General features: G+C 51.2%; 14 protein-coding genes and 1 tRNA gene. 10 read left to right on the top strand and 5 right to left on the bottom strand.

Annotation, left to right across the window (positions count from 1 at the left end; translation table 11 throughout):
- Positions 1–18 precede the first annotated feature (18 nt).
- The 7 genes from EJN92_RS17900 (at position 19) to EJN92_RS17870 (ending at position 6,913) form a co-directional block, all read left to right on the top strand.
- Positions 19–1,086, top strand: a complete 1,068-nt coding sequence (locus tag EJN92_RS17900; protein WP_126129063.1) for a phosphotransferase family protein — start codon at positions 19–21, stop codon at positions 1,084–1,086.
- Positions 1,087–1,299: 213 nt separating this feature from the next.
- Entirely contained in the window at positions 1,300–1,992 is a 693-nt protein-coding gene (locus EJN92_RS17895) for a glutathione binding-like protein (RefSeq protein WP_126129062.1), read from the top strand.
- A gap of 2 nt (positions 1,993–1,994) precedes the next feature.
- Entirely contained in the window at positions 1,995–3,221 is a 1,227-nt protein-coding gene (locus tag EJN92_RS17890) for a DUF2863 family protein (RefSeq protein WP_126129061.1), read from the top strand.
- Between the two features lie 205 nt (positions 3,222–3,426).
- Positions 3,427–4,629, top strand: coding sequence for an acyl-CoA dehydrogenase family protein (locus EJN92_RS17885; protein ID WP_126129060.1), 1,203 nt, complete (start codon positions 3,427–3,429; stop codon positions 4,627–4,629).
- Between the two features lie 55 nt (positions 4,630–4,684).
- Positions 4,685–5,824: an acyl-CoA dehydrogenase family protein gene (locus EJN92_RS17880; RefSeq protein ID WP_126129059.1), complete on the top strand. Its 1,140-nt coding sequence runs from the start codon at positions 4,685–4,687 to the stop codon at positions 5,822–5,824.
- 86 nt (positions 5,825–5,910) lie between these two features.
- Positions 5,911–6,435: a MaoC family dehydratase gene (locus EJN92_RS17875; protein ID WP_126129058.1), complete on the top strand. Its 525-nt coding sequence runs from the start codon at positions 5,911–5,913 to the stop codon at positions 6,433–6,435.
- A 22-nt stretch (positions 6,436–6,457) separates the two neighbouring features.
- Positions 6,458–6,913, top strand: coding sequence for a MaoC family dehydratase (locus EJN92_RS17870; RefSeq protein WP_126129057.1), 456 nt, complete (start codon positions 6,458–6,460; stop codon positions 6,911–6,913).
- A 118-nt stretch (positions 6,914–7,031) separates the two neighbouring features.
- Here EJN92_RS17870 and EJN92_RS17865 read toward each other — a convergent pair whose 3' ends face one another.
- Together EJN92_RS17865 and EJN92_RS17860 are read right to left on the bottom strand one after the other, a co-directional pair.
- Positions 7,032–7,505, bottom strand: a complete 474-nt coding sequence (locus EJN92_RS17865; protein ID WP_126129056.1) for a CYTH domain-containing protein — start codon at positions 7,503–7,505, stop codon at positions 7,032–7,034.
- 218 nt (positions 7,506–7,723) lie between these two features.
- The gene (locus EJN92_RS17860; RefSeq protein ID WP_126129055.1) at positions 7,724–8,848 is read right to left on the bottom strand and encodes a M14 family metallopeptidase; all 1,125 of its coding nucleotides are present in this window, start codon (positions 8,846–8,848) and stop codon (positions 7,724–7,726) included.
- A 218-nt stretch (positions 8,849–9,066) separates the two neighbouring features.
- On the opposite strand from EJN92_RS17860, the gene EJN92_RS17855 reads away from it, so the two are divergent.
- Positions 9,067–9,143: transfer RNA gene (locus EJN92_RS17855), tRNA-Pro, on the top strand.
- Between the two features lie 209 nt (positions 9,144–9,352).
- Here EJN92_RS17855 and EJN92_RS17850 read toward each other — a convergent pair.
- On the bottom strand, positions 9,353–11,362 hold the full coding sequence (locus EJN92_RS17850; protein WP_126129054.1) for a BCCT family transporter: 2,010 nt from the start codon (positions 11,360–11,362) through the stop codon (positions 9,353–9,355).
- Between the two features lie 656 nt (positions 11,363–12,018).
- Between EJN92_RS17850 and EJN92_RS17845 the strand changes: the two genes are divergently transcribed.
- Entirely contained in the window at positions 12,019–13,374 is a 1,356-nt protein-coding gene (locus tag EJN92_RS17845; RefSeq protein WP_126129053.1) for a leucine-rich repeat-containing protein kinase family protein, read from the top strand.
- A 127-nt stretch (positions 13,375–13,501) separates the two neighbouring features.
- Here the strand turns inward: EJN92_RS17845 and clpA are convergent, their stop codons facing one another.
- Positions 13,502–15,802: an ATP-dependent Clp protease ATP-binding subunit ClpA gene (gene clpA, locus EJN92_RS17840; RefSeq protein ID WP_126129052.1), complete on the bottom strand. Its 2,301-nt coding sequence runs from the start codon at positions 15,800–15,802 to the stop codon at positions 13,502–13,504.
- Positions 15,799–16,107 (bottom strand): ATP-dependent Clp protease adapter ClpS, encoded by a 309-nt coding sequence (gene clpS, locus EJN92_RS17835; RefSeq protein WP_126129051.1) that lies wholly within the window; start codon positions 16,105–16,107, stop codon positions 15,799–15,801. Before clpS ends, clpA begins: the two co-directional genes overlap by 4 nt.
- 352 nt (positions 16,108–16,459) lie before the next feature.
- Between clpS and cspE the strand changes: the two genes are divergently transcribed.
- The gene (gene cspE, locus EJN92_RS17830; protein ID WP_126129050.1) at positions 16,460–16,663 is read left to right on the top strand and encodes a transcription antiterminator/RNA stability regulator CspE; all 204 of its coding nucleotides are present in this window, start codon (positions 16,460–16,462) and stop codon (positions 16,661–16,663) included.
- The last annotated feature ends 53 nt before the right edge of the window (positions 16,664–16,716 follow it).

Below are 16,716 nucleotides of genomic sequence, written 5' to 3'. Positions count from 1 at the left end.
CTGATTGCCGGAGACCACATGTTTGAAGAATTTATGGGCACCATGCCCGTTAGCGAACGTCAACAATTTAATGTAGGCGCATTGGCCGAATATATGCGCCAGCATGTGGCGGGCTTTAATGCCAGTGCAATGGACCAGCTGACGGTGCAGCAATTTAAAGGTGGCCAATCTAATCCCACTTTTAAACTTAGTGCTGGTGATCAGCATTATGTGATGCGAGCAAAACCTGGGCCAGCGGCTAAACTCTTGCCTTCGGCACATGCGATAGAACGTGAATTTAAAGTGATGGATGCCTTGAACAAAGCGGGCTTTCCGGCCGCCAAACAATACGCCTTGTGCAGCGATGAAGAGGTCATTGGTCGCGCCTTTTTTATTATGGAATTTGTCGATGGCCGCGTCTTATGGGATCAATCCCTGCCCGGCATGACGCCTGCGCAAAGAGCCGAAATCTACGATGAAATGAACCGCGTGATTGCGCAACTCCATACCATCGATTACGCCGCCATTGGACTGGCCGATTACGGCAAACCTGGCAATTATTTCGCGCGTCAGATCGATCGCTGGACCAAACAATACCGCGCCTCCGAAACCGAAAAAATCGAGGCCATGGATCAGTTAATTGCCTGGCTGCCCGATCATATCCCGGCCGGTGAAGACACCAGCATCGTGCATGGCGACTATCGCATGGACAATATGATGTTCCACCCTACCGAGCCACGCGTACTGGCCTTGCTCGATTGGGAACTCTCTACCCTGGGCCATCCGCTGGCCGATTTTTCTTATCATTGCATGAGCTGGCATGTGCAGCCAGGGCAATTCCGCGGCATTGCGGGCCTCGATCACCAGGCATTAGGCATTCCTAGCGAGCAAGAATACATAGCCAAATATTGCCAGCGCACTGGTAAAACCATACGTCCGGAAGATTTCAATTTCTATCTGGCCTACAACCTGTTTCGCATGGCCGGCATCTTGCAAGGCATCATGAAGCGTTATGTGGACGGTACCGCATCGAGTACGCAGGCGAAAAAATCTGGTGAGGCGGCACGCCCTATGGCGGAGTTGGGCTGGAGTTATGCCAACAAATAGTTAAGACTGACGCAAAACCGCCCCAGCGTCGTTGCGCTCGCCTAGCTGGAACAATTTTGCGTACATCCTAATAGTGCCAACAAGCATTAATGGGTATCAAGCGCAAGAGCACTTACGGTCCCGCTAGGCCTACTTAAAATTCAAGCAAAAAATCGCTAGCGTCTGCATAATGACGTTAGCGATTTTTTTTATGACTTTTCAAGGAAGAATTCTATGATAGATGCTTACTCCTGGCCTACGCCTAACGGGCACAAAATTCATATCATGCTGGAAGAATGCGGCCTGCCGTATCGCGCCATAGGCGTCGACATTGGCGCTGGCGATCAGTTTAAGCCCGAGTTTCTGGCGATCTCACCGAATAATAAAATCCCCGCCATCGTCGATGCCGACGGCCCCGATGGCAAACCGATCTCACTGTTTGAGTCGGGCGCGATTCTAGTGTATCTGGCCGGCAAGACCGGTAAATTCCTGGGTGAAACTGATCGCGAGAAATATAATGCCTTGCAGTGGCTGATGTTCCAGGTCGGCGGCTTTGGACCTATGCTGGGTCAGGCGCATCATTTCCGTATCTATGCACCGAAAAAAATAGACTATGCCTTTGACCGCTACACCAATGAGGCCAAACGTCTGTATGGCGTGATTGAAAAACAGCTCTCGCAAACGCCGTATCTGGCCGGGAATAGTTACAGCATCGCCGATATCGCAGTCTATCCTTGGGCGCGTTCGGCCGATAATCAGGGCATAGACTGGGCTGATTATCCGCATGCCAAACGCTGGTTCGATGCCATCAGCAAACGTCCGGCAGTGCAACGCGGCGTCAAAGTTTTGAGCGATTTACGCAAGCCCCTGAACGACGCTAAAGCCAAAGATGTCTTGTTTGGCAAAACTCAATATTCAAAAAAGTAAACATGCGACGATCACCAGAAAAAAAATCAAATAAATTAGTTGCAGATGGTATGCGACTGGCCAATCTGTCGCTAGCAGTAGCGCAATCGGCCAGTCGTATCGAAGATATCGCCTGGCAAGCGCAACTCGATACCCTGGTTGCCAAAAATCTCCAGCAAAAACATCAAAGCGTGCTCGATGCTGCCGCCGAACATTTATTCAAAAACCATCCGAATGCCTATGAGGTATTACTCGAAACCATGGAGTCTATCTGCACCTCCAGCCGCATCGAGTACAAAAATGAGCAATACGACGTATTACTGATGGTGGCACCGGTATTGGCCTGGAGCCGTTTCGAGATCGCCTCTGGCGCTATCCCTGCCGCCAAGACCGAAGCCATCACTAGCTTGTGGCAACAACTGCTACTCTCGGAGCAAGCTCGTTTGCGGATATTGCCGCACCTGTTCGCCATCGATCAGTTGCCGCCTACTCACTGCGACGCTTATGCTTTGATGGAGAAAACTGTTTTTAATCTCTTGAAGCAAGAAGCCCCATTGGCACCGCAAGAGTTACCGCAAACCGTGCCATTTTTGGCCGATAGCCGCTATTTACTAGGCGTGGTGGTAGTGCCCGCGGGCCAGCCCCTATTTCGCTGGCAAAGTATCGCCTCACCATTTGATTGCGCCCTGGCCAAGAGCGAAATTCTCGCCAGGTGGCAAGAGCAGGCGGCACCTATCGTGATGCGCCTATTGCCCGGCTGCAGCGTAGAGTTATTGCTGCCCGAGGCGTATTACACCGCTTGCCGCGAGGCCGATATCCGGATACGCCCTATCTCCATCCGTTCTGCGGTGTTTTACCTGACCCAAACCCTAGAGGTGGAAGCGAGTGAACTCAATGCCATTGTGGCTGGTTTTGGAACACAAGAGGTGCCTGGGCAAATCGATGAGTATCGCGTCAGTTTTACCCTGAGCAATGCGCCAGAAGTCATTTATGGTGTGGTGTGGCCGCTGTATCAGCAAGATGATGAGATCAACGCCATGGGCAATGCCGATGACGACAATTTACCGGGTGAAATCCCTGCCATCTTGCTTGAATGCGGCGTGAATAACTTACTACGCATCCCGGACATTTTTGCCATGGAATTTTGCGACGATTGCAGCGCGCCCTTGTTCTCGGATAAAGAAGGCGATTTGGTCCATACCGAAATGCCAGAGAGCACACCACCGCAAGGTTCTGAACATTTTCACTAGCCTAAGTACTGGGCATTGCCCCACCTTAGAAAACAAAGAGCTGGCGATACTGTTGTATCCCAGCTCTTTTTTTCATCCCTCTATTCAAGAATCTAGATTTGTACTGGCGTTGCGCTAAATATCTTGTACAATCGAATGCGAACGGTCGTGCTTTTATTTATTGTTATTATACCTATTCAACGACCGCAATCCTAGTGGAGACGAAATGGATTTAAATTACAACACCGAGGATCTGAGTTTTCGCGATCAGGTGCGCAGCTACCTAGAAACCAACCTACCGGCCGACCTCAAACACAAAGTACTCCAGCATAAACGCCTGCACAAAGAAGATTATGTGCGCTGGCACAAGATCCTTGCCAAGCAAGGCTGGGTGGCCACTGGCTGGCCAACAGAGTTCGGCGGCACAGGCTGGAGCGCCACGCGCCGCCACATCTTTGAAGAAGAATGCGCACGCGCCGGCACCCCGCCCATCCTGCCCTTCGGCGTAGCGATGGTGGCGCCGGTGATCATGGCCTTCGGCAATCAAGCGCAAAAAGATTATTTTTTACCGCGCATATTAAATTGCGATGACTGGTGGTGTCAGGGTTACTCAGAACCCGGCTCCGGCTCGGATCTGGCCTCAATCAAAACCCGCGCCGAGCGCGTCAACAGTCTTGAAGGCGATCACTATGTGGTGAACGGACAAAAGACCTGGACCACGCTAGCGCAACACGCCGACATGATCTTTTGCCTGGTGCGCACGGACACCGGCGTGCGCAAACAAGAAGGTATTTCCTTCCTGCTGATAGACATGAAAACCCCGGGCATCACGGTGCGCCCCATCATCATGCTGGACGAAGACCACGAAGTGAATGAAGTGTTCTTCGACAACGTCAAAGTACCAGTACAAAACCTGATCGGCGACGAGAACAAGGGCTGGACTTACGCTAAATATTTGCTAGGCCATGAGCGCACCAATATCGCAGCGGTCGGTCGCGCCAAACGCGAGTTGCAATTTCTGAAGCGCTACGCCAGCGAACAGCAAAAAAATGCTGCGAGCTTACTGAGCGATCCGATTTACGCCAGCAAAGTGGCAGTCCTGGAAATCGAATTGATGGCCTTAGAAATCACCGTCTTGCGCGTGATTTCACAAGACAGCGGCCGCCCCGGGCCAGAGGCGTCTTTACTCAAAATCAAAGGCACCGAGATTCAGCAAAGACTGACCGAGCTGATGATGGAAGCAGCCGGGCCGTATAGCCTGCCGTTTGATGCGGCCTTTTTAGACGGCGAGAGCGAACACAGCATTGTTGGCGATGATGATGCCGCGCCGCTGGCGTCTTACTATTTCAACTACCGTAAGACCTCGATCTACGGCGGCTCGAATGAAATACAAAAAAATATCATCACCCAAATGATTTTGGGCTTATGACCGGCCTGCGCACTGCAAGCGTCATGAGCACAATAAGCCACATCAGGAGATAAAAATGGATTTCAATCTAACACAAGAACAAAGCCAATTTGCCGATGCATTGCGGCGCTGGGTAGAGAAAGACTACAACTTCGAACAGCGCAAGCACATCATCGCTTCCGATGCGGGCGTGTCGCCATCAGCCTGGACCGCACTGGCCGAACTAGGCGCACTGGCCTTGCCTATACCGGAAGCACAAGGCGGCTTTAGCGGCACGGCCATCGACATGCTGGTGATCATGCAAGAGTTGGGGCGCGGCCTGGTGATAGAGCCCTATTTCGCTACCGTATTGGCTGCCGAGTTCTTAAAACTCGCGGGCCAGCACGATCATTTACTTGAGCAAGTCGCTAGCGGGGAACTACAAATGGCAGCGGCGCTTAACGAGAAACAAGCGCGCCACGAGCTGTTTAATATCGCCACCAGCGCCAGCCAGAATGCCGATGGTTTTGTGATTAATGGCGTCAAAACCGTGGTGCTACACGGTGCACAAGCTGGGCAATTAATCGTCTCGGCACGCAGCAGCGGCGCACAGCGCGACAGCGACGGCATTAGCCTATTCGTGCTCGATGCAAACGCCGCCGGCATTAGCCGGCGCGAGTATCGCAGCATCGATGGCTATCGCGCTGCCGACATTACGTTTAACCAAGTTCAGCTGCCTTCATCGGCCTTACTGGTTACCCAAGGTGCAGGCTGGCCGCTGTTAGAGGCTGGCTGTGATTATGGCGTTACCCTGCTGTGCGCCGAAGCGATAGGCGTGATGGAAGCGATTTTTGCCGCCACGCTGGATTACTTAAAAACCCGCCAGCAATTTGGCGTGCCTATCGGTAAATTTCAGGTGCTGCAGCATCGTATGGCAGAAATGTTTATGGAGCTGGAACAGGCGCGCTCGATGGCGACCTTAGCTGCCGTCAAGCTCAGCTCAGAAGACGCCGAAGAGCGCCGTCGCACGGTATCGGCCGCCAAGGCACGCATAGGGCAAGCCGCGCGCTATATCGGCCAGCAAGCGGTACAACTGCATGGCGGCATGGGCGTCACTAACGAACTGCCGGCAGCACACATGTTTAAACGCCTGACCATGATAGAGTTGTCTTTGGGCGACACCGATCATCATCTGGCACGTTTTATCGCTCAGCCGGGCTTTAAGGCGGCCGCCTAATTTTGCTACGCTTGTGTCTGGCGTGCTCTATTGCAGAGCCTGCGCCAGACTATTTTTAGTTTCGCTTTTTGTTTCAGGAGTAAGGCATGGCTACCCATCCAGCAGTTTCAGAAAATCTCGCAAAACCGGTAAAACCAGCAAAACCAGCAAAACCCGCAAAAATCTATAAGTGGTACTTTGAAGACTTCATCCCCGGCCATGTCATAGAACTAGGTCAGCGCCAAGTGAGCGAAGCTGAGATCATCACTTTCGCCACCGCGTTTGATCCGCAGCCCTTCCACATCGATACAGAAGCCGCCTCTGACTCCATCTTTGGCGGCGTCATCGCCAGCGGCTGGCACACCTGCAGCATGATCATGCGCATGGTGGTCGATGGCTTCTTAAACGAATCAACTAGCATGGGTTCACCCGGCGTCGACGAGGTACGCTGGATCTTACCGGTGCGCCCGGGCGACACTTTAAGCATCAGCGCCGAGACGCTAGACAGCCGCCCCTCCAGCTCCAAGCTCGATAGAGGCGTGGTGTTTACCATGTGGCGCGCAGTCAATCAGGATGGCAAGCTGGTCTGCACCATCAAAGGCATGGGCATGTTTGGCCGTCGTCCAGCATAAATCCAACATTGAGGAGTGCAGCATGCGTGAAATACATAGCCTGGCAGAACTCACATCCTTGGTAGGGCAAGAGGTGGCGGTATCGGACTGGATAGAAATATCCCAGCAACGTATCAACACCTTCGCCGAGGCCACTGGTGACATGCAATGGATACACATAGACGTGGAGCGCGCCAAGCGTGAATCGCCTTTTGGCACACCGATCGCGCACGGTTTTTTGACTTTATCACTGCTGCCTATGCTGATGCAAAATGCCATCCACATCAGCTACATCAAGATGGGCGTCAATTACGGGCTCAACAAAGTACGCTTCCCAGCCCCGGTACCGGTGGGTAGCAAGTTGCGCGGACACTTGAAATTACTCTCGGTGGAGGAAATCACTGATGGTGCGCAAATGAGCTGGGAAATCAGCGTCGAGCGCGAAGGCGGCGACAAACCGGTCTGCGTGGCAGTATCGATCGCTAGAATTTATGAGTGATTTTTTTGAGCAGGCACGCCAGCGCGCATATCCCATGCGGGCTGCAGGCCAGGCAGGCCGGAGAGCCGCATGGAATATGCGCTACCGGCCTATCGATATTTGAATAGTGCTGCGCCGCTTACGCTTTATCCCAGCGACAGTAAGGATGCTTGAACAAATTGGCATTGGCGTAGCGTCTATCGTGGCTTACTTCTGCCCCAACCCAGTCTGGCTTAGTGAACTCTTGCGACTCCGAGGCAAGCTCAATCTCCGCCACGACCAGCCCCGCATTCTCACCAAAAAACTCATCAACTTCCCAGACAAAACCGCCAAAGTCTATCCGTCTGCGCGTCTTTTCTATCAAAGGTTTTTCGCACATAGTCTCTAGCAATTGCTGCGCGTCCGGCACAGGGATGGGATACTCCCATTCGCTGCGCGAGATACCCTCGGTTTCACCTTTGATGGTGAGCATGGCGCGCTCGCCCTCGATGCGCACACGGACGACGCGACCCGCATCAGAACAAATATAGCCCTGGCGCATACGCACGCCCTGCCCTTGTTCTTTCCACTCATCGCCCAAGACCAAAAACTTACGCTCTATTTCTACGCCCATGCTCACCCTTACTTAATAACTCAATTTCGGTAACTATTGAGCCTCTTATAGACCCGCCACAAATACCCCGCATCGTCATGCCGGACTTGATCCGGCATCCGGAATTAAGCACCATGCATCTCAATTCTAGATTCCCGCCTTCACGGGAATGACGATTTTCAGCTTTGGCTGTGCGCTAAAAAACTTTGCTTACAGGGGGCTGAACATTTACCAATTCCCTACTTATTCAAAGCAGTCAAAATTGGCTGCAACATTGCCTCGCCCAATTTCATACTACGCGCACCGTCCCAACCGACTTCCAGATCTGGCAAGTTAGCATTATCCTTGAATGGCAACTCCAGTGTCAGCGATACACACTTGTAATGATGACCTACGTATTTCGATGCCAGGGTCAGCACATCGTCATTGTACTTGCTGGCCTCATAGCCAAATTTAGTCTGAAAATCTGGGCTAGCGGCGACAAAACTATCGACAAACGCTTGCTGCTCTTGCATCTGCGTGTCGCTAAAGCCTTTCAACATCTCGCTACCGGCCACAAACACATACGGCAAAGCCTCATCGCCATGAATATCTAAAAACAGATCGCAACCGGTTTCTTCGATTTTTTTCTTCACGTAATACACTTCAGGGCTAGTCGCAATTGAAGGGGTCATCCATTCGCGATTGAGGTTGGCACCAGCCGCGTTGGTGCGCAAATTACCGCGCACAGAACCATCGGGATTCATATTCGGCACGATGTACAGCACCGCTTTATCCAGAATACTGCGGGCAAGCGGATTGGCCGGATCGAGCAAGGCGTTCAACGTGCCCTCAACCAACCATTCAGCCATGGTCTCACCGGGATGCTGACGGGCGATAATCCAGACTTTTTTCTCAGCTTCAGGATTACCGACCACCACCACATTGAGATCACGACCGTCGACGGTGCTACCCAAATCCAACACACGCGCCAAGCCGGTTTGCTCTACGCTACCGAGCAAAGACAGATGGCGTTCCCAGCTATACGGCTCAAAATAGGCGTAATACACGCTATCAAATTCAGGCTCGTGATGGATAGTCATCACCTTACCGTCAAACTCGGTATCGACTCTAAACCAGGTCTCGCGGTCATAACTGGCAACCGCGCTATAGCCTTCCCAGCCTTTGGCATAAGTCGCCTCACCGGCATTTAAGATACTGATCACCGTGGCCTGGTCACGCGCGCCTTGCAAGCGAAAATAAAACCATTGCGCGATATCGGCGTGACTATCTTTACGCAAATTTAAACTGATCTCCGCCGCATGCTCAGCACGCACGACCTCGATCGCACCAGCGTCGAAGTTCTGACTAATTTTGATACTCATATCTTGCCCCTAAATAGCCAACCTATAGAAAAATGCCGACAACCCAGATGCCAGCATAGCCCGCACATTGTCACAGTAATCGGCAAAATATGAAAATATTTTATTCAAAATACGCACAATAAAAGCGCAAATGTTTTCATATTTATTTTGAGCAAGTCCCAAAACGCAATTTTTATGGATAAATTACAACTTATAGTCTATAATTTTTGGCTCAGAGTCGGGGCGTAGCGCAGCCTGGTAGCGTACGTGCATGGGGTGCACGGGGTCGAAGGTTCGAATCCTTCCGTCCCGACCAATTAAATCAAGGACTTACAGTTTTTACGCTGTGAGTCCTTTTTTATTTTCGGACTCCGTGCCCGGCATGTGCCCGGATTTTCCTAAACTCGCATCAATTACGTCCACAGAAGTTACTATTCAGCCCTCTCCCGCCAGTGGGCGAGGGCGTTTTCATTGCTGACAGAACAGTTACGAAACATCCTCAATTTTAACAGCACGCACTGCACACTAGCGATGCGCTGGCGCGTGCTGCAATAAGGCGGCATCGGCATTGAGCGACAAGCTCAAGTGCCTTTCATACTGTTTTAAAATATCCGCCAGCATTTCGTTTTCAGTGAGATATTGCACGTCATATCCTCTACGGCCATCGGTGAAATAGGTGGTCGGTTCAAAGGTTTTGGCTTGCTCTGAGCTTGGCAATACCGAATTCGCCAAAGCAAAATCAGGCACGGCTTTCTGTTGGCAGGCGACACCATACACAAAACCACGCAGTTGATTTTGTAGCACTTCGAGCTGGATTTTATCCTCACTAAGCCTGACTACTTTTGCGGCAACACCGCGGTTCAACAGCTCCTGGCTAATTTTTTCCATCGCAGGCTGCACCGTGTCGGCAATAAAAGCATGCACGTCGAGTTGGCTGGGCTGGCAAAGAATTTGCGCTAAGCGCCGCTGCCACAGTTGGCCGGTCCAGAAATTACTGGCGTGCGACAGCTTTTGTCGCGCATGCAGCTCATCGGCGCGCAAGCCTTTCAGTAACCCCACACAGAGCAGCAACATCACCACCGCAAACGGCAATGCTGCCACGATCGTCATCGCCTGCAAGGCTTTGAGGCCACCCGCGGTCAGCAAGCACCCAGCCACCACTCCCAGCACTAGCGCCCAAAATAGACGTTGCCACACCGGTGAATTGGGCTTGCCACGGCTGGCGATATTATCAATCACCATCGCCCCCGAATCGGCCGAAGTGACGAAGAAAATCGTAATCAAGCTCAGCGCCAGGGCCGAACTTAAACCCGCAAACGGTAGATAATCTAAGAAAGTAAACAGCAAGGCATCGACATTGCCAGCAGCTGCGCTGAGCGCCCCCATTGCCACATGGGTGTCGATCCAAATTGCGGCATTACCAAACACTGTCATCCATAAAAAATTAAACGTCGCTGGTATCAAGAGCACGCCAATAATAAATTCACGGATGCTACGTCCGCGCGAAATACGCGCAATAAACATCCCGACAAACGGTGCCCAAGAAATCCACCAAGCCCAGTACAGTATCGTCCACGCCTGGTACCACCCCGCAGAATTAGCCGGCTCGTAAGTAAAATTACGAAAACTCAATTGGACAATATGGGCGAGATAATTACCGATATTTTCATTGAACGCGCCAAGCAAATACAAAGTGGGGCCGGCAATCAAGACAAACGCCATCAGCAGTATCGCTAGCAGTAAATTTACTTCGCTCAGTATCCGTACGCCCTTGCCCACCCCGGATGCCGCCGATACGCCGGCCAGTATCACCACGCCGGCAATCAGACCCAAATGCGTCTGTATGCCAGAAAAATCCCAGCCACTGACATGGCTTAAACCGGCCGACAATTGCATCACGCCATACCCCAAGGTGGTGGCTATTCCGAATATGGTGCCGCATAGCGCAAACACATCCACCGCATGCCCCCACGGGCCATTGATTTTATTTTTTAAAATCGGATACAAACCTGAACGTATCGTCAGCGGCAAGTTATAGCGAAAACCAAAATACGCCAGCGCCAAGCCGACTACGCCATAAATCGCCCAAGCATGTATGCCCCAATGAAAGAAGGTCACTAGCATCGCCTCGCGCGCAGCGGCTGGCGTATTCACAGCCGCGGTGGGTGGCGCAATCAAGTGCTGTATCGGCTCACCAACCGCGAAATACATCAGCCCTACCCCCATACCTGCCGCAAACAACATAGCGATCCAGGAAGAAAACTTAAACTCTGGCTCAGCATCATCAGGGCCGAGCCGAATTGCCCCATAACGACTGAGTGCAATGCCCAGCAAAAAAATCACGAACACGGCGACCACCAAGCTATAAAACCAGGAAAAATACTGCGTGATCCAGGCTTTACTGATGCTAAAAAACTGCTCGGTGTCGTTAGGAAAAAAAATTGAAAATAGTAGTAAGGCCAGCACCAGCGCCATACTCGGCAAGACAACTGGCCAACAAAAAGTAGTTTGCCTGGATAGAGTGGACAGCGTCATCCGCAGCTCCTTTTGAAATCAGAAGCAACACCTTAACACCTGGACCTAGCTTGACCAAGCCCAAATTGGCATTGATGTCAGCAACTGATAGCGACTTGCCTAAGCTGGCTCTCGCGCTGCACTGCCAACTCCGGCGAGCTAGAACTCCACTCTCACCCTTCAGCATACTCCCCTCCAGTGTTTTTTAACGCCCATATGCTATATGCGCGGATGCCGTGTTTTATTTAAAAAATGGGGGAGTATATGATTTTTGCCGTGTTTTGATAGGCTTACGTCGAATATACGCTGGGCTAAATTTTGGCGCCTATCGATTACTCACTGAGGCCTGATTTAGAAACCAGATCCGCGTACCGGACACGTTAAAAAATTGCGCATTCGGCTGGGAACTAGCGCACAAATCGCTTAGGCACTGATTGCCTTCATCCGGCGATTAGACAGCATCGAGCGCGCAGCATACTGAAGCAAGCAAAAGCGCGTGCCGCTAGTTCCATGCACCGCTCCAGCCTGCCTGCCCGCAGAGCCGCGTAGCATATGCCTGTGCAGCCTGCCTGGCCTGCAGCCCGCATGGAATATGCGCACTGGCGGCATTGCCCTGTACAATGCCTGCGCTTCTGGCTTACACACTTTTTCGTGGGCTATCACCATTTACTATTTTTATGAATACACTTGCGCAACTTCGCAGCGGTCAGTTACATGGCCTACAGCGGCTAGATTTAGCTTGCGACCTGACTGAGTTTCCGCTCGAAATTTACCAGCTGGCCGACACGCTGGAAGTTTTAAACCTGTCTGGTAATGCCTTGACTAACTTGCCGCCGGATTTCTCCAGACTGCATCAGCTGCGCGTGCTGTTTTGCTCAGAGAATCGATTTACTCATGTGCCGGAAGTGCTGGGCGAGTGTCCACGTTTGAGCATGATAGGGTTTAAGGCCAATCAAATTATCGAGCTGCCGCCTGCGGCATTGACGCCTGCGCTGCGCTGGTTAATCTTGACTGACAACGCCTTGCGTAGCCTACCGGCCGAGTTAGGCGATTGCAGACAAATGCAAAAACTCATGCTATCCGGTAATCAGCTGCAGCAGCTGCCGGAGCAGTTGGCAAACTGCAGCGCACTCGAATTACTGCGCATCGCCTCAAATCGTTTTAGCACTTTGCCCGATTGGTTACTGCGCCTGCCAAAACTAGCATGGCTGGCGTATGCCGATAATCCGGTCTGCGATGTGGCTGAGGCGATAGTCTTGCAACGTGAGGCGGGGCAATTCAAGCAGATAGACTGGGATAGTCTGAGTCTGCATCAAGAACTGGGGCAAGGTGCTTCAGGCGTGATCCATCAGGCGACCTGGCGTCAGCAAAATAGTCAAACGAATTCAGACCCCGCGCTGGAGCAGCAAGTGGCGGTCAAATTATTCAAGAGCGCGGTGACCAGTGATGGCTTGCCAGAGTGCGAGATGGCAGCCTGCATGAGCGCCGGTAGCCATCCGAATCTGATCGCTGTCGCCGGTCAGGTAGCTGGACATCCGGAGCGCAGCGCTGGCTTGGTGATGCAGTTGATAGATCCTAGTTACCAAAATCTGGCCGGGCCGCCTAGCCTGGCCTCGTGTACGCGCGACGTCTATGCCAGCGACACCCAATTCACACTAGAGACTGCCTTGCGCATTGCAACCGGCATTGCTGCGGCGGTTAGCCATCTGCATGCCCGCGGGATACTGCATGGGGATTTGTACGGTCACAATATTTTGCGTAATCCGCAAGGCGACTCTCTGTTGGGGGATTTTGGCGCGGCCTCGTTCTTCGCACTGGACGAAGTCGTCAATGCGCAGGCATTGCAGCGCCTGGAAGTGCGCGCCTTCGCCTGCTTGCTGGAGGAATTAATAGATCGCTGCGTGCATGGACCGACACAACAAGACTGCCTGCTCAGCTTGCGTACACTGCAGGCGCGCTGCGCGCTTGAAGATTGCGGGCAGCGTCCCTTGTTCGCAGAGATAGCGCTAACCTTATCGGACTTACGCGCTTAAACGTGTATTTGGTTTGCATTTGGTTTGCATTTGGCTTGCACGGACCTCAGCCCATAAAAAAGCCCGAAGCTAGCTTCGGGCTTTTTTTAAAGTAAAAATAGACTCAAATTCAGACTCAAACTCAAATTTATTCCACTTCAACTACTTCTTGTGAAGCTTCGGGCGGAACTGCATCCCCTTCCGAGAACTCTAGCTTCACCTGATCTTTTTCATCCAGATCGACCACGACCCGACCGCCACTGACTAATTTACCGAACAAGAGTTCGTCCGCCAAGGCCTTGCGTATCATGTCCTGGATCAGGCGTGCCATCGGTCTGGCACCCATCAATGGATCAAAGCCTTTTTTACCGAGGAACTTACGCAGATTATCGGTAAAGGTTGCTTCGACTTTTTTCTCATGCAGCTGCTCTTCTAGCTGCATCAGGAACTTGTCGACTACCCGCAGAATAATCTCTTCATCCAAGGCACGGAAACTGATAATGGCATCGAGACGATTGCGGAATTCAGGCGTAAACATGCGCTTGATATCGATCATCTCATCGCCAGCTTCTTTATTGCTATTGAAACCGATAGAACGTTTTTGCAGACTTTCAGCACCGGCGTTGGTGGTCATAATGATGATGACGTTGCGGAAATCCGCCTTGCGACCATTATTATCGGTCAGAGTGCCGTGATCCATCACTTGCAACAAGATATTGAAGACATCTGGATGCGCTTTTTCTATCTCATCGAGTAACAGAACCGCATGCGGTTTCTTGTTAATTGCCTCGGTCAATAAACCACCCTGATCAAAGCCAACATAGCCTGGTGGCGCACCGATCAGCCGACTGACCGCATGACGTTCCATGTATTCCGACATATCGAAGCGTATCAGCTCTATTCCTAAGGTAAAGGCCAATTGCTTGGCGACCTCGGTTTTGCCGACGCCGGTAGGACCGGAGAACAAGAAGGAACCGATTGGCTTATCGGTTTTACCCAAACCGGCACGCGCCATCTTGATCGAGGAAGCCAGCGCTTCAATCGCAGGCTCTTGTCCAAATACGACGTTCTTGAGATCTCTATCGATGGTCTGCAACTTGCTGCGATCATCCTGATTCACCGTTTGTGGCGGGATACGGGCGATCTTAGCGATGATGTCTTCAATATCTGCTTTACCGATCGTTTTCTTTTGCTTGGACTTAGGCAAAATCCGCTGAGCAGCACCAGCCTCATCGATCACATCAATCGCTTTATCTGGCAAATGCCGGTCATTAATAAAGCGCGCCGACAATTCAGCAGCGGTAGTCAAAGCCGAAGCCGTGTATTTGACGTTGTGATGCTCTTCGAACTTAGACTTCAAGCCACGCAAAATCTGCACGGTTTGCTCTATGGTCGGCTCATTGACATCAATTTTTTGGAAACGACGTGCCAAAGCGTGATCTTTTTCAAACACACCGCGGTATTCGGTGTAAGTCGTCGCTCCTATGCATTTGAGCTGACCATTCGACAGTGCCGGCTTCAAGAGATTGGAGGCATCCAGGGTGCCGCCAGAAGCCGAACCCGCGCCAATGATGGTATGGATCTCATCGATAAACAAAATGCCGTTAGGCGTGTCTTTAAGCTGCTTCAAGACACCTTTTAAGCGCAACTCAAAATCACCGCGATATTTGGTGCCAGCTAACAAGGCACCCATGTCGAGAGAATACACGATCGATTCTTGCAAAATATCGGGCACTGCATTTTGCGTAATTCTCCACGCCAAGCCTTCGGCAATGGCAGTCTTACCAACGCCAGCCTCGCCGACCAGCAAAGGATTATTTTTACGGCGCCGGCACAGTATCTGTATCACGCGCTCAACTTCGCTGTCGCGACCAATTAATGGATCGATACGCCCTTCGGCCGCCGCTTTATTTAAGTTTTGCGTAAATTGATCGAGCGGGCTTTCTTTGGCCTGCGTTTCAGCTTGCGCGTCATCGACACCATCGACCGATTTTTGCGGCTCGTTCAAATTATCTTTGCGCACGCCGTGCGAGATGAAGTTCACCACATCCAGGCGCGTCACGCCTTGCTGATGCAAGTAATACACCGCATGCGAGTCTTTTTCGCCAAAGATGGCGACCAGCACGTTGGCGCCTGTCACTTCTTTTTTACCGTTTGAGGCCGACTGCACGTGCATGATGGCGCGCTGAATGACACGCTGGAAGCCCAAGGTTGGCTGGGTATCAACCTCGCCAGTACCTTGCACCGTCGGCGTGTTATCGCTAATAAAATTACCCAGCAATTTGCGCAGATCTTCAATATTCACCGCGCAAGCGCGCATGACTTCAGCGGCAGAAGGATTATCCAGTAGAGCCAGTAATAAATGCTCAACCGTGATAAATTCATACCGTGCCTGCCTGGCCTCAACAAAGGCCATATGCAGACTCACTTCTAATTCTTGCGCAATCATACTTCCTCCATCACACATTGCAGGGGGTGCCCTGCTTTACGGGCGTGCGTTAAAACCAACTCGACTTTAGTCAAGGCAATATCTTTGGAATAGGTCCCACAGACGCCCTTGCCATCTCTATGTACTTTGAGCATGATTTGCATCGCGGTTTCTCTATCTTTGTTAAAGTACTCCTGAATGATGGCCACCACAAACTCCATAGGTGTGTAGTCATCATTGAGCAGTGCCACCAGAAACATGGAAGGCGGCTTAAGCTTCTGTGCCTGCCGTTCCAGTATCGTACTGTTTTCGTGCTTGTTTCCCATACGTCTATTCTAGTACGTTGATTCAATCGAGAGGCAAATATTAAACGAATAAAAGAAGCATAATTTGATCTCTTTTCAAATGTTACGCGTTTTCTTCATTTTCCGCAGATGGAGCCTAAAACCCAGAGATCAAGTCTTATCATTAAGTAAAAATACAACAGTAATAGATGTCCCAGCAAATACCCGCAAACTAAACTTGACTTTAGTTTTCATTCCGCCAAGAATGATATTTATTGACAAGTTTCCGTAATTTATTGTCAATATGAAGTGAGCAATGAAGGGAGAGGTAGCAATTTGCTAGGTTTCTTGCTTTTACGGCTCGTGTGATTAGTTTATATTCGAAAGATGCATTATGGCAACAGGTACCGTAAAGTGGTTCAATGACTCCAAAGGCTTCGGCTTTATTACTCCGGATGACGGCGGCGAAGATTTATTCGCACATTTTTCCGCAATCCAGATGAACGGCTTTAAGACGCTCAAAGAAGGTCAAAAAGTTCAGTTCGAAGTAACGCAAGGCCCTAAAGGCAAGCAAGCTTCTAACATCCAAAATCCTTAATCTCATCGATCAGGTTTTGTTATAAAAAGCCCCGCTATCGCGGGGCTTTTTTT

The sequence above is a fragment of the Undibacterium parvum genome, assembly GCF_003955735.1.
Taxonomy (GTDB): domain Bacteria; phylum Pseudomonadota; class Gammaproteobacteria; order Burkholderiales; family Burkholderiaceae_D; genus Undibacterium; species Undibacterium parvum.
Note: the sequence above shows the minus strand (reverse complement) of the source record. Positions and strands in the feature narration are given on the sequence as shown.